Raw genomic sequence first — 21,468 nt, forward strand, 5'->3', positions numbered from 1 at the left:
CGTTTACTTTCGGTTAGGTCTGCGATTGTTATTTCTCGGTGGGAGCGTTTTTTTGAATTCACGTTGAACGGGTCTTTTCGTTTCCACTTTTGGCAGACTCGCTTCTTCCGTTTTGCTGGAAGGTTCAATAAGTTGGTTTAGTTCCTGGATTTCAGCATCTGTTAAATCTCGGTAGCGTCCGATAGCGACATCTAATGAAATATTGATGATTCGGATACGTTTTAAGGCAGTTACTTCATAGCCCAAATATTCACACATGCGGCGAATTTGTCGGTTTAAACCTTGTGTGAGTATGATTCGGAAAACAAACTTGCTGATTTGCTCAACTTTACATTTTTTGGTAATGGTGTCTAAAATCGGTACGCCATTACCCATGCGTTGAATAAAACGTTCAGTGATAGGTTTGTTTACAGTTACGACATATTCTTTTTCGTGGTTGTTACGCGCACGAAGAATTTTGTTTACAATATCCCCGTCATCAGTCATGAAAATCAAGCCCTCACTGGCTTTATCCAGTCGTCCTATAGGAAAGATGCGTTTAGGATAATTGATATAGTCAACGATATTGTTCTTAACACTCTGATTTGTGGTGCATTCGATTCCGACTGGTTTGTTGAATGCTAAATATATCGGTTTGGAGGTTTTTTCACGAATCAGCCTTCCATCCACGCGGATTTCGTCTTCCTGCGACACTTTTGTGCCCATTTCAGGAACTACTCCATTGATGGTTATGCGGCCTTCTTCCAAGAGTTTATCGGCTTCTCTTCTTGAGCAATAGCCTGTTTCCGAAAGGAATTTGTTGATGCGTGTTTTGTTTTCTTCCATAGTGCAAAAATAGTACTTATTTAAATAATAGCATTCTTTGCCAAGCTGCAGATTAACTTTTTAATATCTTTGAATCTTAAAACGTTAGCAAATTGAAAAAAACTGTACTATTATTCCTTTTTTTAAACTTGTCCCTTTTTGCCCAAAACCAAAAAGGTGAATTTCGTTTAGCGCCTAATTCAGATCGGCATGAACTCTATGTGTCTTTATCTGAAGAGTTTATTTTTAAAGATGAAAATTATACAGAAGTTCTATTGCGGGTTGATAAAATTAAGTCTCTCATGGCGGAATTCAGCATCGGATTCCAAAAAGGGATTTCGATTCCGAATGAAAAAATTGAAAAGCTTTTTTTGGCAGCCAAACAAAATGGGCATGACGGGAAATCCGTTTTGAAATTACGGAATATACTTAAAGTTGTTGTCGATAATCCTTCTAATGAACGTTTATTGGTTTTGGCAAAACGTCTGGAAGAACTTGATGAGGTTAACTATTGCAGTTTAATGTCTTTACAGCCGATTTTACCTCCTGGTGATATTGCTCCGGCTACACCGAATTACGAATCTAATCAAACGTATTTGGATGCCAATCCTGGTGTGAATCTGCGCTATGCCTGGGGATTAGGGCTGGCCGGAAGTGGAATCCGAATTCGGGATGTCGAATACGGATTCAATAAAAATCACGAAGAATTGGTAGATCGTAATGTTTTTATTGCTGCTGGTATGACGGTTTCCACAAGTGCCGAAACGTCCTATACGGAACATGGAACATCGGTTTGCGGAATAATGTATGCTGATAAAGGTGCTTATGGGGTTTCGGGAATGGCTCATGGCGCAACTGAAATGATATTGTTTCCGGAGTGGCAGCAAATTGGATATAATAGAGTAAATGCAGTTACTCAGGCTATTGCTAATTCAGTTGCTGGTGATGTCGTAGTTTATGAGATGCAGACATATGGGCAAGGCAATAATTATGTTCCTGCAGAGTTTGACAGTGTGATTTGGAATTTGACCAAAGCGGCAACCGATGCCGGAATCATTATTGTGGCGGCGGCGGCTAACGGGAATCAGGACCTGGATTCGGCGTATTACACATCTTATATGGGTAGAGGAAATTCGGGAGCAATTATTGTAGGTGGTGGATTGCCAGATGTTTCGCATAACAGGATTACATACAGTACATATGGTTCCCGCGTAGATGTTCAGGGTTGGGCTGCTAATGTTCGTGCTTCCGGTTATGGTGATCTGATCATGATTGGAGGTGATTTTAATCAAGCGTACACTAATTTTTCGGGAACCAGTTCTGCTACTCCAATTGTGGCGTCCTGTGTGGTTGTGCTGCAGTCATATTATCACAGTCTAACCGGAAATTATATGACTCCGTTGGCGATGCGTCAATTATTGCAGTTGACTGGAATTCCGCAAGGAACTGGTGTAGCTGGTAATATTGGGCCTTTGCCTAACATGCAAGCTGCCATTTTACGAATCAATCAGACTCTGAATGTTTCTGAAAATGAAACCTTGGCTTTTACAGTGTTCCCGAATCCAGTGGCTAATCATTTGGAATTAGTTGTGCCACAATCTGTTGGAGATACTGCTAAATTGGAAATTTACACTGCTTTAGGGCAGAAAGTTGTGGAGCAACCACTGCAGTCAGGTTATAATGGATATGATGTAGCAAAACTGTCTCAGGGATTGTATTTTGTGAAAATAACCGACGGAAAAAGGTCACACACTAAAAAAATCATAAAGCGATAATTTTATTCTTCAAATAGGAAGATGTTGATTAGCTGATATAGTTTTTCATCATGTAAACTGTGTCCTAATCCTTTGGTTTCAATGAATTTTGCCGATTTCCATGCGTTGGCAATTTCTTTGCCTTCGTTGAATGAAACAACATCATCGTCAACATCATGCGCTATTAAACCTTTAAGGTTAAAAGTGGATGCGAATTTTTTTCCTGAAAATTCAGATGGATGTAGGTTGAAGCGTTCTGTGAACTTTTCGGTCAGTAATTGAAAAGTTTTGTTATTAAGGCTGATTGTTTTTTTGTAGTTGCTCAGAAGAATTTCAAACTCGCTCGGAGCTCCTAAAATCACCATTTTTTGCAAAATCGGATTGTTGTACTTGAAATGATAGTATAAACACGTAGCGCCTCCCATGGAATGTCCGATTATGTACTGTGGCTGAAATCGTTCAACCAAAGCATTGACATGTTTTGCATATTGTGGAATGTTGAACTCAATACCGCTGGAGAGTCCTTGTCCTGGACCGTCTAATGCGATAATAGTGCTTTTCGATTTTCTTAAATATTTGATGAATTGCTCCCATCGGGATGCGTTGCTTTCCCATCCGTGAACAAGTAATATTTTTTTTTCATTGCCTCTCCAAGTATAGGTTTGAATGCTGTGATCTTCGTGTAGGAGGACTTCGTGTTCTGCTTCTTTCAGGATATCCGGAATGGCATTGGGGAGCAGCTTTCCTTCACGTGGCACCGTAAAGTATTTGTAGGCCAAAAGCGCTGCTTTTTCGGGAAAAACATAGCTCATCAGGTTAATGTATAGCCCGATGGATTTTGTTAGGATAAAATAAGATATTTTGTCGATTTGTTCCATAAAAAAAAGCCTCCGTTTGGAGACTTTAAGTTACTTATAATTTCGCAAATAATTGCTGAATTTTTTCTTTTTCTTCATCGGCTAAAGCGCTGTCAACCAAAATTCTTCCACTGTGCTCATCGGTGATGATTTTCTTTCTGGAAGCAATCTCCATTTGTGTTTGAGGCGGAATAGTGAAGAATGACCCTGCAGAAGCACCACGCTCGATTGAAACAACAGCCAATCCGTTTCTCACGCTGGTTCTGATTCTGTCGTAAGCGTTTAATAAACGCTCTTCGATTTGATCGCGGAATTCTACTGATTTACCAGATAAGAAGTTTTCTTCTTTTTCTGTTTCAGCCATGATGTCGCTCAATTCGGATTTTTTGTGTTTTAAGTGTGTTTGTTTAGCGTCTAATCTTTCTTTAGTTTCAGCTAAAACTGTTTTTTTGTGCTCGATAGAAGCTTTCATCTCGCGAATGTGCTTCTCAGCCAATTGGATTTCCAACTCCTGGAACTCAACTTCTTTTGTTAAAGCGTTGAATTCTCTGTTGTTGCGAACTTCTTTTTGCTGCTGTGCGTATTTTTTAATCGATTCTTTGTGGCTTTCGATAGCGTTTTTCTTTTCTTTGATTTGCTCTTCGATAGTCTCTAAATCGTTTTTTAATTTTTCTAAACGAGTGCTTAATCCAGCAACTTCATCTTCTAAATCTTCCACTTCAAGAGGTAGTTCTCCTCTAACATTTCTGATCTCATCGATTCTTGAATCGACTAGCTGTAAATCATAAAGAGCTCTTAATTTTTCTTCTACACTTAGTTCTTTGATGTTTGCCATATTTTAAAAGTACTTAACTGGATTTGTATTTTCTTGCGATAAAATGATTGCAAAATTACTAATTTTTTTGGTAAGATAATCAACTATATAGTTTTTTGTAAATCTTTCACTTTCAAAATGTCCGATATCTGCTAATAAGAGCTTGTTTTCGGCTTCATAAAACTGATGGTATTTCAAATCGGCAGTAAGGAAAGCATCCGCTCCGGAAGCTATGGCGTTCTTTATGGCAAAACTTCCTGACCCGCCTAAAACAGCTACTTTTTTTATCGGTTTGTTTAAAAACTGACTGTGTCGGATGCCGCCGCAATCCATTTTTTCTTTTACAAATTGAAGGAAATCATGTTCCGGCATTTCGGTCGTTAATTCGCCAATCATTCCCAGGCCAATATTCTGATGTTGGTTCTCTAAATTGTAAATTTCATATGCTACTTCTTCATAAGCATGGTTTCTAAAGAGCGCTTTCAGGATTTTTCCCTGTAAATGTTTCTCGAAAGTCACTTCGATTTTGATTTCGTCATTTTCCACGAATTCAAAGCGTTCACCAACCTGCGGATTACTGTCTTCGTTACCCATATAAGTCCCGATGCCTTTAGAATTAAAGCTGCAGTCTTCATAATTGCCGATTTTTCCCGCTCCTGCATCAAATAACGCATTGCGCAGTTCTTCCACATTTTCTGGAATAGTGTAGGTGACCAGTTTCTGAATGAAATTTTGCTTAGGAACAAGTATTTTAGTGTTGGTCAGTCCTAAAGCATTGCAGAAAATTTTGTTGACTCCCTGTTTGTGATTGTCCAAAGCCGTGTGGATGGCATAAATGGCAATATCGTTTTTAATGGCTTTGATTACAGTGCGCTCCACATAGTTTTTTCCGGTGATTTTCTTCAATCCCGAAAATAAAATCGGATGGAAACAAACAACCAGATTGCATTTTTTGGCAATGGCTTCGTCGATGACTGATTCTAAGGTATCATGGCAGACCAGAACACCGGTGGCTTCGGTATTGGAGTCTCCGACTAATAGTCCGACGTTGTCAAAATCTTCAGCATAGGCCAGTGGCGCCATTTCTTCTAAACGGGAAAGGATTTCTGCTATCTTCATGTGGGATAATTTTCTGAATAACAAAGTAACGAATAAACCTATTACTTTTTTCAAAAAGATAAAAAATAGCTACATTCGTATTATGAATTTTCTTCGTAAATTACTCTTTCCGTTCTCCGTTTTGTACGGGTTGGTCACTTCCATACGCAATTTTTTGTTTGATAAGGGGATTTTGAAATCCGTGTCTTTTGATCTTCCGGTTATTGCTGTTGGGAATTTAAGTGTGGGAGGAACGGGTAAAACGCCTCAGATTGAATATCTGATCCGATTATTGTCGCAAAACTATAAAATAGCAACGCTCAGCCGCGGGTATAAACGAAAATCGGAAGGTTTTGTTTTGGCAGATGCTGTTTCCAACGCAGATATTCTAGGCGATGAGCCGTACCAGTTCTGGCAAAAATTCCCGGAAATTCAGGTAGCGGTAGATGCAAACAGGGTAAATGGGATTACGCAGCTTCTTTCGAAGAAGGATGCGCCTGAAGTTGTTTTGTTGGATGATGCATTTCAGCACCGAAAGGTAAAGGCAGGGTTTTACATTTTGCTTACGGCTTACAGTGATTTGTATTGTGATGATTTGATATTGCCGGCAGGAAATTTAAGAGAGAGCAGGAGCGGAGCGGAGCGTGCTGATGTGATAGTGGTTACTAAATGCCCGCCGCAGTTAAATAAAGAACAACAGAATGACATTAAATCGCGATTGAAGGCTACTAAGGATCAGCAGGTCTTCTTTACATTTATCGACTACGACAGTCGTGTGTTTTCTGAAGAAGGGGAATTTTCGTTAGAAGAAATCATATCGAAAGATAAATTGATATTGGCAGGAATCGCTAAGCCGGAGCCTTTTTTTAATTATTTGCAGGCTGAAAAGAATGAAACCTTGGTCTTTCCGGATCATCACGATTTTACACTGCAGGATATAGAAATCATAAAAGCAAAAGCAAAAGGCAGTATTATCATTACAACCGAAAAGGATTTTGTTCGTTTAAAAGGGAAATTGCCAAAAGAACAATTATACTATTTGCCAATAAAGAGTTCGTTTATAACCGCTCAGGAAGATTTTGATAAAACAATTAAGCAATATGTGGGAACAAGTGCAGGAAACCGTTAATTATATAAAAGAGGCCACTGGTTTTACTCCGGAATACGGTGTGATTTTGGGTTCTGGTTTGGGTGGATTTACAGATGATATCCAAATAGAACATACATTACCTTATAGTAGGATTCCAAATTTTCCGGTTTCTACTGTTGAAGGTCACAAGGGCGCTTTGGTTTTTGGGACTGTCGGAGGAAAAAAAGTAGTTGCCATGCAGGGCCGTTTTCATTTTTATGAAGGATATGATATGAAGCAGGTTACTTTTCCGGTCCGAGTAATGAAATATTTGGGGGTTGATAAACTTATCGTTTCTAATGCTTCCGGAGGGGTAAATCCAAATTATAAAGTGGGTTCTGTCGTATTGATAAAAGACCATGTGAATATGATGCCGGAACATCCGCTTCGAGGAAAAAACGACGAACGTTTTGGGCCTCGTTTTGTAAATATGAGTGAGCCGTACAGTCGAAAAATGATTGATAAAGCCAGAGAAATTGCCGTTTCATTGGGTATTGAGGTTCAGGAAGGGGTTTATCTTGGGTTGCAGGGGCCTACATTCGAAACGTTGGCGGAATACAAGATGGTTAAAGTATTAGGTTGTGATTGCGTCGGGATGTCAACAGTTCCTGAGGTTATTGTGGCTAGGCATATGGAGCTGGAAACCTTTGGTATTTCTGTGGTTACAGATATGGGAGACGAAGCAAATATCGAGACGGTTTCTCATGCTGAAGTTTTGGAAGCAGCAAAAGAAGCCGAACCTAAAGTCAGAAGCCTAATCAAAAATTTAATTATACAGTATTGATTCTTTGGCAGATGGTGACTGCTATGACTTCATAGAATTTGTCCGGATCAAACGGTTTTGTAATTACATCAGTCATTCCGTAAGAAAGCAGCATTTCCTTGTTTTCATCCAAAGAAATTGCTGTAAGTGCAATGATGGGGGTTTCCTGATTAAATTTTCGAATATGTTCTGTAGCGATGGTTCCGTTGATTCCTGGAAGATGGACGTCCATTAAAACCAAATCATAAGCATTGTCACGCATATGTTCTACAGCGTCTTCGCCATTTTCAATTATATGGCAATGCATTTTCTTTCTTTCCAGCATTTTCTGCGTAATCATCTGATTGATTTTGTTGTCTTCAACCAAAAGGATTTTTTTGCCTACCAGTAAACTTTCATCATAGACAGGCTCTGTTCTTTTCTCGATTACATTATTGCTGATGTTGAAAGAAACATCAAAATGGAAGCGCGACCCTTTACCTTCTTCACTTTCCAGTTTGATTTTGCCTCCCAGTAAAGCGACAAGTCTTTTGACAATGGCAAGTCCCAGACCGGTACCGCCATATTTTCGGTTTATTTCTACGGAGCCTTGGGTGAAACTGTCAAAAATTGTGTTCAGTCGGTCTTTAGGTATTCCTATTCCGGTATCGCGTACTTCAAAATGTATCTTGACAGAATTTGTTTTTTCTTTTTTGATTGTTGCTGAAACCCAGACATTTCCGTTTGTTGTGAACTTAATGGCGTTGTTGATAAGATTGATGAAAATCTGAGACAATTTTGTTGGGTCCCCAATTAAAGTGGAAGGAATCTTTTCATCAATTTCAAGATGGTAAACTGTTTTGTTTTTGTTCGCTATTTCTGAGAATGAACCTACGATATTTTCAAGTAAATCCCTTAAGTCGAAGTCGATGTTTTCTACTTCCACGGCATCGGATTCAACACGGTTGATTTCAAGGATGTCGTTTATGAATGTCAGTAGATAATTTCCCGAAAACTTCAATGAATTAAGGTAATTCATCTGGGTGGGTTTCGGGTTGTCTTCAATCAGGATATGCGTGATTCCATTAATGGCGTTCAACGGGGTTCGTAATTCATGGCTTACCGTTGAAAGGAATTCTGCACGTGCTTTTGATGCTCTTTCCGCTTTTTCCTTTTCAATTTCAAGCTCCTGGTTTTTGTCTTTCAGGAGTTGATTTGTTTTTGTTCGGATTATATTGTTTTTGTACAGCGAAAGACTTAAAAGGGATAGAATGGATATTAAGGCGATACTCAGGATGCTGATTAGTTTGGAGAATTTAATTGATTTTTCCTGTGCTTTGTTTTCTCTGTTTGTCTTGTCAATGGATTTTAATTGTTCCATTGCAATATACCTTTCATAAGCTGGTACGTCAGTCGTTTTTGTTCTGATGTTGAAAATAGAATCGCGAAGAACATTGAGCTTTTTTAAGTAGTTGTGGGCTTTGACTATGTTATCAGTTGATTCGTATAGAGTGCTCAAACGTTTGAGTATCCGTAATTTTTGATTGGTATTGGCGCCTTCTTTTGAAATTTCATAGGCTTTTTCCAGATTGATGATAGCCGATTGCGGATTAGGTTTAGCGTCAATTTCGGCTAATTCAAAATAAGCTTCCACTTTTGCGTCGGGAACGGTTTCAAGCGAACCTTTGGCTATGATGGCATTGAATTTTTTTATAGCTTCTTTGGTGTTGCTCTTGCGTTTTTCTATAATCCCCTTTTGAAGTTCAATTAAATCGGTTGCTTCCGGAACATTTACCGTTTTATATTCGGCCAAAGCCTTGTTGAAATAATTATCGGCAAGATTTAGATTATTTTTTCTAAGATAACTTGTTCCAAGGGAATAGTAGCAAAAAGCGCTGTTTGACGAAGCTTCTAAGTCATTGTAAATAGTTATGCTGCGGATGTAATTTTCAATGGCTTCATCCTGTCTGTCCAATTCATTGTAAATACTTCCGATGGAAAGATGACTGTCTGCCAGTTCCCGCTGAAGCTTGTTTTTAATGGCATACCGTCTTGCTTTTCGTGCATAGAGAAGTGCTTTGTCGTAATCAAAGCTGCTCTTGTGGAAATTTGAAACTTCTAGGTAATAGGGTACACTGTCAACATTAATAGTTGCATTTTTCTCTTGTGAAAAACAATTAAGTTTTGCTATTAATAAAAAGAGTAAAATGTATAAATGCCTCATGTTATATTATGCTCGAAATTCGCATAAATATAGGAAATTATTTCTTAGAAAGAAAACTTATGAGGTCAATTATTCGTGAAGAATAGCCAATTTCATTGTCATACCATCCGACAACTTTAACCATTTTGTCAATTACAGATGTCAGTTGGGCATCAAAAAGACAGGAGTTAGTATTGCCTAAAATGTCAACAGAAACAATGGGGTCTTCCGTGTAATCAAGGATGTTTTTAAGTTCGTTTTCAGATGCTTTTTTAAAAGCGTTGTTGATTTCCTCAATCGAAACTTCTCTTTTTACGTTGAAAGTTATGTCGGTCAAAGAACCGTCCGGAACCGGGACCCTGATACCGCAGCCTCCCATTTTTCCTTCTAAATGAGGAAAGATTTTTGTGATAGCTTTTGCAGCCCCAGTGGTTGTGGGAACAATGGATTGCGAGGCGCCTCGGGCTCTTCTTAAATCTTTATGCGGCTGGTCATGTAAACTTTGATCTGTTGTAAACGAATGGACAGTGGTAATATAAGCCTGTTCAATGCCGCATAACTCCTCAATGACTTTAATCATCGGAGCCGCATTATTAGTTGTACAGCTTGCATTGGATACAATCTGTTCTGTTCCGTCCAGGATGTGTTCATTTACGCCTAAAACGACCGTTTTTATCAATTCTGTTTCCGAAGGGGCCGAGAGGATAACTCTTTTTGCTCCTGCCGTAATATGCTGACTGATGTCCTCAAAGGTTTTATGTTTTCCCGTGGATTCAATTACAAAATCGATATTGGAACTGCTCCAGTCAAGATCTGAAATTTTCTTTTCATTGAAGAATAAAAAGGGCTTTCCGTCAACAATGATCGTGTCATCGGTTGAGGTAACGGTATAAGGCAATACTCCGTGAATGCTGTCGTATTTCACCAGATGAGCCATGGTTTTTATATCGGCAATGTCGTTAATAGCAATTACTTCAATCGTGGGATGATTGAGTAATAATCGGAACAGATTACGGCCAATACGACCAAATCCGTTTATTGCTATTCGTGTTTTAGACATTCGGAATTATAAAATATGTTTTTGAGCGTGGTAAGAGGAACGTACTAACGCGCCACTTTCAACATGACGGAAGCCTAACTCTTTTCCGATCTGCTCATATTTTGCAAATTGTTCCGGCGTGATGAATTCCTTAACCGGTAAGTGTTTTTTGCTTGGCTGTAAATACTGTCCGATAGTTACGATATCCACGTTGGCTTCGCGCAAATCTTTCATTGTTTGGATTACTTCTTCTTCGGTTTCGCCAAGGCCAAGCATGATCCCTGACTTGGTTCTGCGGATACCTTGATCTTTTAAATATTTTAAAACAGCTAAACTTCTGTCGTATTTTGCCTGGATGCGCACCTCGCGGGTTAATCGACGAACGGTTTCCATGTTGTGGGAAACAACTTCCGGGCTAACTTCAACGATTCGGTCAATGTTTCTTTCCACTCCCTGAAAATCTGGAATCAGTGTTTCTAGAGTTGTTTCCGGATTCATTCTTCGGATAGCCTTTACGGTTTCCGCCCAAATGATGGAACCCATATCCTTGATATCGTCACGGTCAACACTTGTTATTACCGCGTGTTTTATGTTCATGATTTTGATGGAACGGGCAACTTTTTCCGGTTCATCCCAATCCACTGTTTCCGGTCTTCCTGTTTTTACACCGCAAAATCCACATGAACGCGTACAAACATTTCCAAGAATCATGAAAGTAGCGGTTCCGTCCCCCCAGCATTCGCCCATGTTAGGACAACTTCCTGAAGTACAGATAGTGTTTAGGCTGTATTTGTCAACCAATCCTCTTAATTCAGTGTATTTTTTGCCGGTAGGAAGCTTTACGCGCAACCATTTTGGTTTTCCTGTGGGAACTATATTGGATTCTAAAACCGTGTTCATCTTCTCAAAATATTTGTGCAAAGATAAGCATTGTTGTTAATCTGACGATTCGTTTAACGCATTTTTAATAGGATAGGTTGGATAGTTTTCCGGTGTTTTTTCTGTCCGGATAAAAAATACTATTTTAGCGGTTAATCATTTTAAAAGCCAAAATCCGATGAAAGTAACCAAATTGTTCGCAGACTTTTTTGAAAGTGAAAAAGCCTCCGGAATTATTTTGATTATATGCACAATTGTCTCTCTGGTTCTGGCGAATTCTATAGTTAGGGAAAATTATGAGCAAATATGGCATTACCAACTGGGGCATCATTCGGTGGAACATTGGATAAATGACGGACTGATGACCATCTTCTTTTTATTGATCGGATTGGAGTTGGAACGAGAGGTCTATATTGGTGAACTGTCTAGGATTAAGAATGCGCTTTTGCCTATAATTGCTGCCATAGGAGGGATGTTGATTCCGGCGGGAATTTATATGGTTTTTAATTTCGGTACTCCTACTCAGCCGGGTGCTGGGATTCCGATGGCAACCGATATTGCTTTTGCTTTGGGTACTTTGTCGTTACTGGGAAATCGGGTGCCGACATCTTTAAAAGTTTTTTTAACCGCCTTGGCTGTTATTGATGATCTTGGGGCGATTTTAGTAATTGCTTTTTTTTATACCGATAATCTTTCACTGTTCAATTTAGGCATTGCTTCAGGGATTATGGGAGTGTTATTCATTTTTAATCGGATGAAAGTGCACAATTGGATTCCTTACATAATTGGCGGAATAGGAATGTGGTATTTTATGCTGAATTCCGGAATTCATGCTACTATTTCAGGGGTTTTGCTGGCGTTTGTGATTCCGTTTGGGGATGGAAGCGAGAAAACGATTTCCTCAAAGGTGCAGCATTTTCTTCATAAGCCGGTGGCCTTTTTTGTTTTGCCGGTTTTTGCTTTGGCTAATACGGCTATTTTTATTGAAAGTGGCTGGGTTGAAGGATTGATTCATGAGAACAGCATTGGTATTTTTCTGGGATTAGTAACAGGTAAGCCTCTCGGAATTTTGATATTTTGTTTTCTTGCTGTCGCTTTGGGTTGGTGTAGTTTGCCTCCCGGGGTAAAATGGAAGCATGTTTTAGCTGTCGGTTTTATGGCGGGTATCGGCTTCACTATGTCTATTTTTATCACTCTTTTGGCATTTAAATCATATCCTGAAGCTGTTACGGTTTCTAAAATAGCGATTATGATTTCGTCTCTTGTTGCGGGGATTATCGGATATGCTTTTCTTAACAGTACCCTTAAAGGGAATGAGGTTCATGAAGAAGAATTATAAAAAAAAGCAAAACCGGAGTTTTGCTTTTTTATTGGATATTAACGGTGATGGGCAGGGTGTAAGCGGTTCTTACGGGCTTTCCGTTTTTATAACCCGGAGTCCATTTTGTATTCATGCTTTTTAAAACCCTTTCCGCTTCTTTGCCAAGGTTGTACCCCGGATCTTTCGTTACTTTAATATTTGAAAGTGTTCCGTCTTTTTCAATGACAAAATAAACGATCACTCGCAACGATTTAACGTTTTCGTCTACCTCGGGTGTTTTGAATTTTTTTCCGACAGTATTTAGGAAAGCAGCTACGCCGCCCGGATACTGAGGCATCACTTCTAATGTTCCGGGTATTTCAACAGTGGAATTATTTCCGTCTCCATTTTCAGAACCTTTGGAATCAGTTACCGCTGTTACGGCTGCAGTGTTACTGTTACTTTCATTGCCATCCTGATTTATCGTTCCGATTTTTCCTGTTTCTAATTCTTCGTTTCGTGTTGCCTCTTCCGTCACATTCTCCTTTTTCGCCGTAACTATGTTGACATATTTGATAACTTTTTCGTTTGTTAAAGGTTTTGAATCAGCAGGACCAATATCTTTTTTTTCAGGTTCTTCCTTTATAAATGTATCTGCATCTACCAGTATGATATCGTCATCGGGAGTGAAGGGAGTGACATCTGCAGTAACTTTTTTAGGTTCCAGATAGTTAATTAACATCGGGATTGCTGCCACGCCACCTAATAAAAGGATTGCAGAGAAAAAGGCTTTTACTGTTGTTTTTGGATTTTCAGATCTTAACTGATAAGCGCCATAGGCTTTGTTTCTACCTTCGAAAACCATGTTAAGCCAACCGGTTTCGTAAATGTTGATTTTGGACATGATAAATAGTTTTAAGGTTAAATAAATAGTTTTATTAAATAACGAAAAACTATGCTATCATAGTATTTAAAATGTTAAAAAAACATAAGAAAAATCATTTGTTAACATTTGAGATAAGAATAAGGTGTGTGAAGGTGGTAATTTAGTAAAAGAAAAACAGTTTATTTGTGTTTTTGCTGAATGATTTCCGCTAGGAGTTTCTTGGCGCGTAAAAGCTTGATTTTTACATTATTTAAAGGTTCGCCGAGCTCATCGGCAATTTCCTGATAACTCATTTCTTGAAAATAACGTAATTGTATTACTTCCTGATAGGCTGGTTTCAATTCTTTTATGAACAAAAGCAGTCGGGCAAGGTTTTGTTCTTTGATTATTTCGTCTTCAACACTTGGAGTGGTGTCGGCTATATCGTAAGCCTGTCGGTCTTCTTCATCATTGAAGTCTACAAATAATGACGATTTCTTCTTTCGAAGCATGTCGATATGTACATTTTTGGCGATAGCAATTAACCAGGTGTTGAACCCGAATTCAGGATTGTAGGTTGCGATTTTATCGAATGCTTTTGCAAAAGTTTCAATGACGATGTCTTCGGTGTCGGTTTCGTTTTCTGTGCGTTTAAGCATGAACCCGTAAACTTCATTCCAAAAAAAATCCAATAAAAAAGTAAAGGCTATCTGGTCGCCCTTTTTAGCCTTTTCAATGTTTTTCTGTATGATTTCCGAAGTTATTTCCAATGTACGGGTTTTGAAACTAAATTAGTTAAGAAAACATTCAATTGTGTGAAGATAAGGATAATTTCAATTACAGGGAACCAGTATATTACGTCTTTTTCCTTTAGTTTACCGGCGGCATAGCCTAGGGTAATCCATGCAGATAAATATCGGAAAATAACTAATCCGCCCACAATCATCCATTGGAACTGAAATGCAAGCAAAAGGATAGCGAGAAGTAGGAATGACAGTTGACTGAAATAATACAGCGTTAACTGAAATTTGTCGAAGCCTTTATATAGTTTGGCGGTTGATACATGTCGGCGCTTCTGTTTAAACCAGTCTTTCCAGTTTTGTTTTGGTTCGGAAACGGTGAAACTGTCCGGAGTGTAGCAAACTGTTGTGTTTCTTGCTTTAGCAGCCTGATTGATAAATAAATCATCGTCGCCAGAGCGTACATTCATGTGGTCTATAAACCCGTTTACCCTGAAAAATTCTTCGCGTTTGTAGGCTAGATTTCTTCCGACGCCCATATAGGGTTTACCCATTTTAGCCCACGAAAAGTATTGGGTAGCCGTAAGCATGGTTTCAAAACGGATGATTTTATTGAGGAACGAACCTTTGATTTTTTCATAAGCGCCATAACCTAAAACAATGGTTTTGTGCATGGTGAATTGCGCACTCATGTTTAAAATCCAGTCTTTGGAAGTAGGGTAGCAGTCGGCATCCGTAAAAAGAAGGTATTCTTTGGAAGCGGCTTTGATTCCCAGTGTTAAGGCAAATTTTTTGTTGCCCCAAAAGGCCTCGTTGTTTTTTACTTTAACCAATTTTATATTGGAATACTTACGTTGGAAAGCTTCAAAGATTTCCAGGGTTTCGTCGCTTGAAGCATCGTCAATAAGTACAATTTCATAATCAGAATAATTCTGTTCTGCTAAAAGCGGAATGAATTTCTTTACGTTTTCTTCTTCGTTTTTTGCACAGACAATTACCGAAATCGGAATGCGTTTCGGAGTGATTTTTTGAGCCTTGGCAAATGCAAATTTCCCAAAAACAATAAGGTAGTAAAAAAGTTGAATGGCAATGATTCCGATAAAAACGTAAAGTAAAATTTGCAGCATGGATAATCTGAATCGATGTTAAAAGTGTGCAGCAAATTTATGAAAAAGTGTTTACTAAACCCTAATATGTATTTAGTGTTTTTTAAGAGTTTTTAACAGTCGGCAGAAAGTAGAAATTGCCTTTCAGATTACGAATTATTGTTTGCGCTCACGTGCCATTTCACAGGCAATTGTGCGGGAATTTTGGTCGTTGCTTTTTTCCAGTTCCGAAATAATCAGTGCGTGGTTTTTATCATCCCGGTTTTGTGACAGCTTCTTAACAGCCTGAATTTCTGTGATTTCAATTTCAAAAGCCACAAAGCCTTCTGTCTGTTTCATGCTCTCTTCAGAAAGATTCTCAATTCTCACCGGATTTTTGGAATTGGCTTCGTACTTGTCAACCAATTTTTTTAAAGCAAATAGCATTTCGTCTCCCTCAATAATTCGTGTTTTGCCATATATATGAACGGCGATGTAATTCCATGTAGGAACGTTCTCGTGGTCGTACCAGGAAGAAGATATGTAGGAGTGCGGGCCGGAGAATATAGCTAAAACATCATTGTTGTTTTCAAAAGCTTTCCATTGCGGATTTTCTTTTGAAATATGTCCGAACAACACTTCCTTTCCCTGCTGGTTGGTTTCCAGTTCTAATGGAATGTGTGTTCCCCAAAGCTTTCCTTCTGTCTGATTTATCAGAACGCCAAAGCTGTTGCTTTTTAAAAAGTTTTTGATTTCGGCTGCGTTTTCGTTTTTGTAAAGTTCCGGGATGTACATAAAATGTTTAATTGTTGATGGGGGAATATTCGGACCAGTTTAAATTATTTGGTAAAACTTTGCTTGAAAATTCAATATGGATTACTCTTCTTCTTTTCTTGTTCTTTGTTCTGTTTGAGCCATGCAGAAGAAGTGGTTTCATAAGCATGATACCTCCTTTTTGAACATCACAAAAGGTTTCTTTTTCAGTCTCAAAATTAATGTTTTCTGGACGGTAAATTTTCTTAAGATGTGACTTGTCGATTACTTTCAAAGCTCCGTTTTCTTTATTGGTCTCGTCAAGATGAATTCGGACAGTAAAAATATTTTCCAAAATATCCAATGAAGGCTGAACGGCAAATTGATTGTTTTTGGTGGTCCATCCCCTGAAATCTTCAACGGCTTCCTTTCGGTCTACAGAAATGGTTAAATCCTGATGATATGATACAAACCAGTTGGAGGTTTCGGGTTTGTCGAAATAAATTGATTTTATTATAAAGAAATTGTCGTCACCGATATCTGAAATGACTTTTTTGAGTTTTTGATTGAAGATGAGGTTCTTGATTTCTGGAATTTCTTTTACAAACTGTCTTATCGCATATAAATCTTCCGATTTGAGGAAGTTGTCACTTTCGGAACAAGAATGTTCAATTAAAGAAGTGATTTGTTCTACTTCCTCATTCGAATAAATATCATTGATAACAGAAAAACCTAAAGTTTCAAGCTCATTTTTATTCTTAAAAAATCCCATTGTTTTCTAAATTATATTCACTTCCGCTTCTATAGGAATACCAAATTTCTCCAACACTGTTCTTTGAATTTCTTTAGATAGATTGAAGATTTCCTGTCCAGTAGCGTTTCCGTAGTTTACCAAAACTAAAGCTTGTAATTTATGTACACCGGCATCGCCAAAACGTTTTCCTTTGAATCCGGCCTGTTCGATTAACCAGCCGGCAGGAACTTTCACTTCGTTTTCGCCTACAGTATAATGTGGCATGTCAGCATGTTCGGCATGGGCTTTTTCGTAAAGTTCTTTAGCTACAATCGGGTTTTTGAAGAAACTTCCGCTGTTGCCCAGTTCTTTCGGGTCTGGTAATTTACTTTGGCGGATAGCGATTACTGCATTGCTGACGTCCTTAATGGAAGGATTTGTAATGTTGTGTTTCGCCAGTTCGCCGTCAATTGCACCGTATGAAGTATTGATTTTGTGGTTTTTCTTGGTGAGTTTATAAACTACCGAAGTAATAACGTACTGGTCTTTTGCCTCGTTTTTAAAAATGCTTTCGCGGTACCCGAATTGGCATTCTTCATTGGTAAACGTATGTATTTCCTGGGTGTCAATCCTCATAGCTTCGCAGGAAACCATGGTGTCTTTGATCTCTGCTCCGTACGCGCCAATGTTTTGGATAGGAGTAGTGCCGACGTTTCCGGGAATTAGTGACATGTTTTCTATGCCTCCGAAATTCTGTTCCAGATTCCACAATACAAATTCATGCCAATTTTCACCTGCATTTCCCTGAACCCAAACAAAATCATCGTCTTCTTTCAGGACTTTTTTGCCTTTCAGATTGATGTGAACCACCAAAGCATCAATGTCTTTTGTCAGAAGCATGTTGCTCCCGCCGCCCAGTATGAACAGTTTTTCGTTTTTGTGCTCTTTTAAAATTTGAGCTAATTCGTCAGTATTGGTAGCTTCTACGAATGATTTTGCTTTGGCTTCGATGCCAAATGTGTTGTAGTTTTTTAATGAAAAATTGTGTTCTATCTGCATAGTGATTTTGTTTTCCTGCAGAGTTTTCATTCTGTGCAGGTTTTTCGTTTTCAAACAAACAAATGGGTTGTCTCATAGCCCCGACAGCAGCGGTCCCGTTTTTACGGGATTAAGCGTATGGCGGGAAATGCGATGGCCGGTAAAACCCAAGCCATTCGCTCCAAATAAATTTTATAGTTGTGATTTCAATTCGGCCTCCGATACAAATCCGTTCTTCTTCCAAACTTCTTTACCGTCTTTAAAAACAAGAACTACGGGAAGTGCCTGATAGCCCAATTCGTTAAAAAGTGCTTTGTTTTTATCGGCATCCACACGAATTATCTTGGCTTTTCCCTGATATTCTTTTTCCATTTTGGTTAGATACGGAGTCATTTTTTTACAAGGGCCACACCATTCCGCATAGAAATCGATTACTACGACTTTATCAGAAGCGATTAGTTTATCGTAATCGGCTTTGGTCATTCCTGCGTCTTCTTTTTTCTGCATTTTTGGATGAGCCTCGCTCCATTTCATATAACCGCCATCCATGTTGTACACAGTTGTAAAGCCCATGTCTTTCAATTTGTCGGCTGCCTTTTTGCTTCGTCCTCCGACAAGGCAATATACAAAGACGGGTTTTGATTTGTCTAATTTCTGAACTTCGGATTCAAAGGAATTTCCGTTCCAGTCGATGTTTTTGGCTTTGTCCAAATGGCCTTCGGTGTATTCTCCGACTGTTCTTACATCGAGCAACTGTGCATTTTCGACGGCGTTTAATTTCGATTCGAAATCGGTAACAGAAATTGTTTCTGCATTTTGACCTTTGCTGCAGTTGCTGAAAAATAAAGCGATTGTAAGTATTGTTAAAATTTTTATTGCTTTCATTTTACTGTGGTATTTATTATGCAAATTTACAAATTAAATAGCTTATATGATTGATGGGTGGATTTTACGATGTTTTCGGTACGTTCCGGATGGGTGTCGGAAATAAATAATTGTCCGAATGTTTCGTTGTTTACCATTTCTACGATTTTGCTCACGCGGGTTTCGTCCAGTTTGTCGAAAATATCGTCAAATAATAATATAGGTAATACGCCGCTCTGTTTTTTGATGAATTCAAACTGAGCGAGTTTCAATGCGATTAGGAATGATTTCTGTTGGCCTTGTGAGCCGAATTTCTTTATCGGGAACGAATCGATTTCAAACGACAGATCGTCTTTGTGTATTCCTACGCTGGTGTACTGCAGTACGCGATCCTTGGTTAGGTTTTCTTCGAAAAGTTTTAATAAAGGTTTTTCAGAAAGTTGGCTCTGATATACGATTTGTACCGTTTCCGCCGAATCGGTAATGGCTTGATGGTGCTGATTGAAAATCGGAATAAAATCTTCCAGGAATTGTTTTCTTTTTTCAAAAATTGACGTTCCCAAGCTGTCCAGTTGCTCGTTGTAAATGGAAAGGGTGTCGTTGTCAAAAGTTTGGTTTGCAGCAAAATATTTCAGCAAGGCGTTGCGCTGTGCAATATTTTTTTGGTATTGAATCAATTGCTGAAGATAAGTGCTGTCTAGTTGCGAAATAACGCTGTCGATAAATTTCCTGCGGGTTTCGCTTCCTTCAATGATCAGGTCCTGATCGGAAGGGGAGATGATAACCAGCGGAATAAATCCGATATGTTCTGAAAAACGTTCGTAAAGTTTGTTGTTGCGTTTCAGGATTTTTTTCTGCCCTTTTTTTAAACTGCATACGATTTGTTCAGTGCGTTCATTCTTCTCGAAGACGCCATCGACTACAAAAAACTCTTCCCCATGCTTTATATTTTGAACTGCTAACGGGTTAAAATAGCTTTTACCGTAAGCTAAATGATAAATAGCGTCTAGAATATTGGTCTTCCCGATGCCGTTTTTCCCTACGAAGCAATTGATTTTTGCATCGAAGTCAAACGTTGCTTCTGCAATATTCTTGTAATTAAAAAGGGAGAGTTGTTTGAGGTGCACTTGAAATCCGAATTATTTCAGAAAATTAATAGCTTTTTTAAGTAGGGTGCAAATTATTGAAAAATATCGACAAAAAGGATTTTCATATATGAATAAAAATTTTATTTTTGCCGTTCATTAAATTAAAAATAGATGGCAACATATAACAAAAGAGGGTATAAAGCTCCAAAACCAAAAGACGAAGCAGTTGTAGAACAAGTTGATGTTGATGTATTAGACAGCGTTAAAGAGGAAGACAGTGCTACGGCTGAAGTGTTTAACACATTGGACCAAAGTGCTAATAAACTTGAGGATTGGGTTGCTAAAAACCAAAAATATATTTTCGGTGTTGTGGGTGCTATTGCAGTTGCGGCTGCCGGATATTTGTTATACGATAAGGTTATTGTAGAGCCAAAAGAAAATGAGGCTGCCAATGAAATGTTTCAGGCTCAGCAATATTTCCAACAAGCGGTAGACGGTCAAACGGCGAATGATTCTTTGTATAACCTTGCTTTAAAAGGTGGTGAAGGGAAATTAGGTTTCGTCGGAATTGCGGATAGTTATTCTGGAACAAAAGCGGCTAACCTTGCGCATTACTATGCTGGTATGGCTTACTTAAACACAGGTAAATTCAAAGAAGCAGTTGAGCAATTAGAGCAGTTCAAATCAGACGATATGTTCTTGAAAGCGATTTCTATCGGAGCTATCGGTGATGCTTATTCAGAATTGGGTCAGAAAGAAAATGCTTTAAGTCAGTACCAAAAAGCAGCTGATGCTAACGTAAATGAATTTACTACACCGAGATATTTATACAAAGCTGGTCAGTTGTCTTTGGAAATGGGTAAAAAAGCAGAAGCTTTAAAATTCTTTACTCAAATCAAAGAAAAATATGAAACTTCTCAGGAAGGAGCTACTATTGACGCAATGATTGCAATGGTTGAGTAAATTGAAGGCAGAAGTTAGAATTCAGTTTCTTTTATCTAACTTCTAATTTCTAAATTAAAATTATGGCAACAGAAAATAAAAATTTATCCAATTACGATAAAAACACAATCCCAAACGCGAAAGATTTTCGGTTTGGGATTGTTGTTTCAGAATGGAACGATAAAATCACTGAAGGATTGTATTCGGGAGCCGAAGCTGCGCTTTTAGATTGTGGTGTACTTCCGGAAAACATCATCCGTTGGAACGTGCCCGGCAGTTTCGAGCTGGTTTATGGTGCGCAGCGAATGATTGTAACTCAGGAAGTTGATTGTGTTATTACGATCGGATGTGTTATTAAAGGGGAGACGATGCATTTTGAATTTGTGTGCGAAGGTGTAACACAAGGGATTAAGGATTTGAACGTGCAAACCGATGTTCCGGTAATTTTCTGTCTTTTAACCGATAATAACGAACAGCAATCCATCGATAGAAGCGGAGGGAAACACGGAAATAAAGGTATCGAAGCGGCTATTGCAGCAATTAAAATGGCTGATTTGAGAAGACAAACGGCTCAATAAGTTGTAATTCTTAAGTTTGCATCCGAAATAATAAGACGCAGACAGCTAAAAAATACTATTAGAAAAAACCTATTCGAAAGAGTAGGTTTTTTTGTTTTTTATGATTCTGTTAGGTAGAATAACAGAAACCTTTTGCTTAAATTTGTAAACATGGGCTCCCTTA

General features: G+C 38.5%; 21 protein-coding genes. 6 read left to right on the forward strand and 15 right to left on the reverse strand.

Features of this window, described 5'->3' with window-relative positions; all coding sequences use genetic code 11:
• Window positions 1–3: 3 nt before the first annotated feature.
• Window positions 4–825 carry a 23S rRNA pseudouridine(2604) synthase RluF gene (gene rluF, locus FEDK69T_RS10720; RefSeq protein WP_023574184.1) on the reverse strand — a complete coding sequence of 274 codons (822 nt, stop codon included), beginning with the start codon at window positions 823–825 and terminating at the stop codon, window positions 4–6.
• Window positions 826–917: 92 nt separating this feature from the next.
• Here rluF and FEDK69T_RS15510 point away from each other — a divergent pair, with 92 nt between their 5' ends.
• On the forward strand, window positions 918–2,579 hold the full coding sequence (locus tag FEDK69T_RS15510; RefSeq protein ID WP_051385125.1) for a S8 family peptidase: 1,662 nt from the start codon (window positions 918–920) through the stop codon (window positions 2,577–2,579).
• A gap of 2 nt (window positions 2,580–2,581) precedes the next feature.
• Here FEDK69T_RS15510 and FEDK69T_RS10730 read toward each other — a convergent pair whose 3' ends face one another.
• Genes FEDK69T_RS10730 through FEDK69T_RS10740 form a run of 3 tightly spaced genes read right to left on the reverse strand, consistent with a single transcriptional unit; the run spans window position 2,582 to window position 5,348 of the window.
• On the reverse strand, window positions 2,582–3,436 hold the full coding sequence (locus FEDK69T_RS10730; protein WP_023574186.1) for an alpha/beta hydrolase: 855 nt from the start codon (window positions 3,434–3,436) through the stop codon (window positions 2,582–2,584).
• Between the two features lie 34 nt (window positions 3,437–3,470).
• Window positions 3,471–4,250 (reverse strand): zinc ribbon domain-containing protein, encoded by a 780-nt coding sequence (locus FEDK69T_RS10735; protein ID WP_023574187.1) that lies wholly within the window; start codon window positions 4,248–4,250, stop codon window positions 3,471–3,473.
• A 3-nt stretch (window positions 4,251–4,253) separates the two neighbouring features.
• Window positions 4,254–5,348 (reverse strand): Nif3-like dinuclear metal center hexameric protein, encoded by a 1,095-nt coding sequence (locus FEDK69T_RS10740; protein ID WP_023574189.1) that lies wholly within the window; start codon window positions 5,346–5,348, stop codon window positions 4,254–4,256.
• 82 nt (window positions 5,349–5,430) lie between these two features.
• Between FEDK69T_RS10740 and lpxK the strand changes: the two genes are divergently transcribed.
• The gene (gene lpxK, locus FEDK69T_RS10745; protein WP_035629758.1) at window positions 5,431–6,456 is read left to right on the forward strand and encodes a tetraacyldisaccharide 4'-kinase; all 1,026 of its coding nucleotides are present in this window, start codon (window positions 5,431–5,433) and stop codon (window positions 6,454–6,456) included.
• Window positions 6,428–7,240, forward strand: coding sequence for a purine-nucleoside phosphorylase (locus FEDK69T_RS10750; protein ID WP_035629651.1), 813 nt, complete (start codon window positions 6,428–6,430; stop codon window positions 7,238–7,240). The genes lpxK and FEDK69T_RS10750 overlap by 29 nt, the downstream gene beginning before the upstream one ends.
• Here the strand turns inward: FEDK69T_RS10750 and FEDK69T_RS10755 are convergent.
• Genes FEDK69T_RS10755 through lipA form a run of 3 tightly spaced genes read right to left on the reverse strand, consistent with a single transcriptional unit; the run spans window position 7,227 to window position 11,340 of the window.
• Window positions 7,227–9,422 carry a tetratricopeptide repeat-containing hybrid sensor histidine kinase/response regulator gene (locus FEDK69T_RS10755; RefSeq protein ID WP_023574191.1) on the reverse strand — a complete coding sequence of 732 codons (2,196 nt, stop codon included), beginning with the start codon at window positions 9,420–9,422 and terminating at the stop codon, window positions 7,227–7,229. The two genes, FEDK69T_RS10750 and FEDK69T_RS10755, sit on opposite strands and share 14 nt — an antisense overlap.
• Before the next feature lie 37 nt (window positions 9,423–9,459).
• Entirely contained in the window at window positions 9,460–10,461 is a 1,002-nt protein-coding gene (gene gap / locus FEDK69T_RS10760; RefSeq protein ID WP_023574192.1) for a type I glyceraldehyde-3-phosphate dehydrogenase, read from the reverse strand.
• A 6-nt stretch (window positions 10,462–10,467) separates the two neighbouring features.
• Window positions 10,468–11,340, reverse strand: a complete 873-nt coding sequence (gene lipA / locus FEDK69T_RS10765; protein ID WP_023574193.1) for a lipoyl synthase — start codon at window positions 11,338–11,340, stop codon at window positions 10,468–10,470.
• Between the two features lie 157 nt (window positions 11,341–11,497).
• On the opposite strand from lipA, the gene nhaA reads away from it, so the two are divergent.
• Window positions 11,498–12,658 (forward strand): Na+/H+ antiporter NhaA, encoded by a 1,161-nt coding sequence (gene nhaA / locus FEDK69T_RS10770; RefSeq protein WP_023574194.1) that lies wholly within the window; start codon window positions 11,498–11,500, stop codon window positions 12,656–12,658.
• A 28-nt stretch (window positions 12,659–12,686) separates the two neighbouring features.
• Here the strand turns inward: nhaA and FEDK69T_RS10775 are convergent, their stop codons facing one another.
• From FEDK69T_RS10775 to recF, 8 genes are all read right to left on the reverse strand, one after another.
• A complete protein-coding gene (locus tag FEDK69T_RS10775; protein WP_023574195.1) occupies window positions 12,687–13,523 on the reverse strand; it encodes an energy transducer TonB in 837 nt (278 codons plus the stop codon).
• Between the two features lie 161 nt (window positions 13,524–13,684).
• The gene (locus FEDK69T_RS10780) at window positions 13,685–14,254 is read right to left on the reverse strand and encodes an RNA polymerase sigma factor (protein WP_035629654.1); all 570 of its coding nucleotides are present in this window, start codon (window positions 14,252–14,254) and stop codon (window positions 13,685–13,687) included.
• Window positions 14,245–15,351 (reverse strand): glycosyltransferase, encoded by a 1,107-nt coding sequence (locus FEDK69T_RS10785; protein WP_023574197.1) that lies wholly within the window; start codon window positions 15,349–15,351, stop codon window positions 14,245–14,247. The genes FEDK69T_RS10780 and FEDK69T_RS10785 overlap by 10 nt, the downstream gene beginning before the upstream one ends.
• Before the next feature lie 135 nt (window positions 15,352–15,486).
• A complete protein-coding gene (locus tag FEDK69T_RS10790; RefSeq protein ID WP_023574198.1) occupies window positions 15,487–16,104 on the reverse strand; it encodes an FMN-binding negative transcriptional regulator in 618 nt (205 codons plus the stop codon).
• Window positions 16,105–16,111: 7 nt separating this feature from the next.
• Window positions 16,112–16,834, reverse strand: coding sequence for a phytanoyl-CoA dioxygenase family protein (locus tag FEDK69T_RS10795; RefSeq protein WP_023574199.1), 723 nt, complete (start codon window positions 16,832–16,834; stop codon window positions 16,112–16,114).
• Between the two features lie 6 nt (window positions 16,835–16,840).
• The gene (murB, locus tag FEDK69T_RS10800) at window positions 16,841–17,884 is read right to left on the reverse strand and encodes a UDP-N-acetylmuramate dehydrogenase (RefSeq protein ID WP_023574200.1); all 1,044 of its coding nucleotides are present in this window, start codon (window positions 17,882–17,884) and stop codon (window positions 16,841–16,843) included.
• Window positions 17,885–18,025: 141 nt separating this feature from the next.
• Window positions 18,026–18,718 carry a thioredoxin domain-containing protein gene (locus tag FEDK69T_RS10805; protein WP_023574201.1) on the reverse strand — a complete coding sequence of 231 codons (693 nt, stop codon included), beginning with the start codon at window positions 18,716–18,718 and terminating at the stop codon, window positions 18,026–18,028.
• A 26-nt stretch (window positions 18,719–18,744) separates the two neighbouring features.
• Window positions 18,745–19,824 carry a DNA replication/repair protein RecF gene (gene recF, locus FEDK69T_RS10810; protein ID WP_023574202.1) on the reverse strand — a complete coding sequence of 360 codons (1,080 nt, stop codon included), beginning with the start codon at window positions 19,822–19,824 and terminating at the stop codon, window positions 18,745–18,747.
• A 132-nt stretch (window positions 19,825–19,956) separates the two neighbouring features.
• Here recF and FEDK69T_RS10815 point away from each other — a divergent pair, with 132 nt between their 5' ends.
• Both FEDK69T_RS10815 and ribH read left to right on the forward strand, forming a co-directional pair.
• Window positions 19,957–20,748: a tetratricopeptide repeat protein gene (locus FEDK69T_RS10815; RefSeq protein WP_023574203.1), complete on the forward strand. Its 792-nt coding sequence runs from the start codon at window positions 19,957–19,959 to the stop codon at window positions 20,746–20,748.
• Window positions 20,749–20,810: 62 nt separating this feature from the next.
• The gene (ribH, locus tag FEDK69T_RS10820; protein WP_023574204.1) at window positions 20,811–21,305 is read left to right on the forward strand and encodes a 6,7-dimethyl-8-ribityllumazine synthase; all 495 of its coding nucleotides are present in this window, start codon (window positions 20,811–20,813) and stop codon (window positions 21,303–21,305) included.
• Window positions 21,306–21,468: the final 163 nt, after the last annotated feature.

Origin of the sequence: Flavobacterium enshiense DK69 (genome assembly GCF_000498495.1) — a bacterium.
Lineage (GTDB): Bacteria > Bacteroidota > Bacteroidia > Flavobacteriales > Flavobacteriaceae > Flavobacterium > Flavobacterium enshiense.

Coding starts and splice junctions, on each gene's coding strand:
- rluF (WP_023574184.1), bottom strand. CDS start 825: ATGGAAGAAAACAAAACACGCATCAACAAATTCCTTTCGGAAACAGGC.
- FEDK69T_RS10730 (WP_023574186.1), bottom strand. CDS start 3,436: ATGGAACAAATCGACAAAATATCTTATTTTATCCTAACAAAATCCATC.
- FEDK69T_RS10735 (WP_023574187.1), bottom strand. CDS start 4,250: ATGGCAAACATCAAAGAACTAAGTGTAGAAGAAAAATTAAGAGCTCTT.
- FEDK69T_RS10740 (WP_023574189.1), bottom strand. CDS start 5,348: ATGAAGATAGCAGAAATCCTTTCCCGTTTAGAAGAAATGGCGCCACTG.
- lpxK (WP_035629758.1), top strand. CDS start 5,431: ATGAATTTTCTTCGTAAATTACTCTTTCCGTTCTCCGTTTTGTACGGG.
- FEDK69T_RS10750 (WP_035629651.1), top strand. CDS start 6,428: ATGTGGGAACAAGTGCAGGAAACCGTTAATTATATAAAAGAGGCCACT.
- FEDK69T_RS10755 (WP_023574191.1), bottom strand. CDS start 9,422: ATGAGGCATTTATACATTTTACTCTTTTTATTAATAGCAAAACTTAAT.
- gap (WP_023574192.1), bottom strand. CDS start 10,461: ATGTCTAAAACACGAATAGCAATAAACGGATTTGGTCGTATTGGCCGT.
- lipA (WP_023574193.1), bottom strand. CDS start 11,340: ATGAACACGGTTTTAGAATCCAATATAGTTCCCACAGGAAAACCAAAA.
- nhaA (WP_023574194.1), top strand. CDS start 11,498: ATGAAAGTAACCAAATTGTTCGCAGACTTTTTTGAAAGTGAAAAAGCC.
- FEDK69T_RS10775 (WP_023574195.1), bottom strand. CDS start 13,523: ATGTCCAAAATCAACATTTACGAAACCGGTTGGCTTAACATGGTTTTC.
- FEDK69T_RS10785 (WP_023574197.1), bottom strand. CDS start 15,351: ATGCTGCAAATTTTACTTTACGTTTTTATCGGAATCATTGCCATTCAA.
- FEDK69T_RS10790 (WP_023574198.1), bottom strand. CDS start 16,104: ATGTACATCCCGGAACTTTACAAAAACGAAAACGCAGCCGAAATCAAA.
- FEDK69T_RS10795 (WP_023574199.1), bottom strand. CDS start 16,834: ATGGGATTTTTTAAGAATAAAAATGAGCTTGAAACTTTAGGTTTTTCT.
- murB (WP_023574200.1), bottom strand. CDS start 17,884: ATGAAAACTCTGCAGGAAAACAAAATCACTATGCAGATAGAACACAAT.
- FEDK69T_RS10805 (WP_023574201.1), bottom strand. CDS start 18,718: ATGAAAGCAATAAAAATTTTAACAATACTTACAATCGCTTTATTTTTC.
- FEDK69T_RS10815 (WP_023574203.1), top strand. CDS start 19,957: ATGGCAACATATAACAAAAGAGGGTATAAAGCTCCAAAACCAAAAGAC.
- ribH (WP_023574204.1), top strand. CDS start 20,811: ATGGCAACAGAAAATAAAAATTTATCCAATTACGATAAAAACACAATC.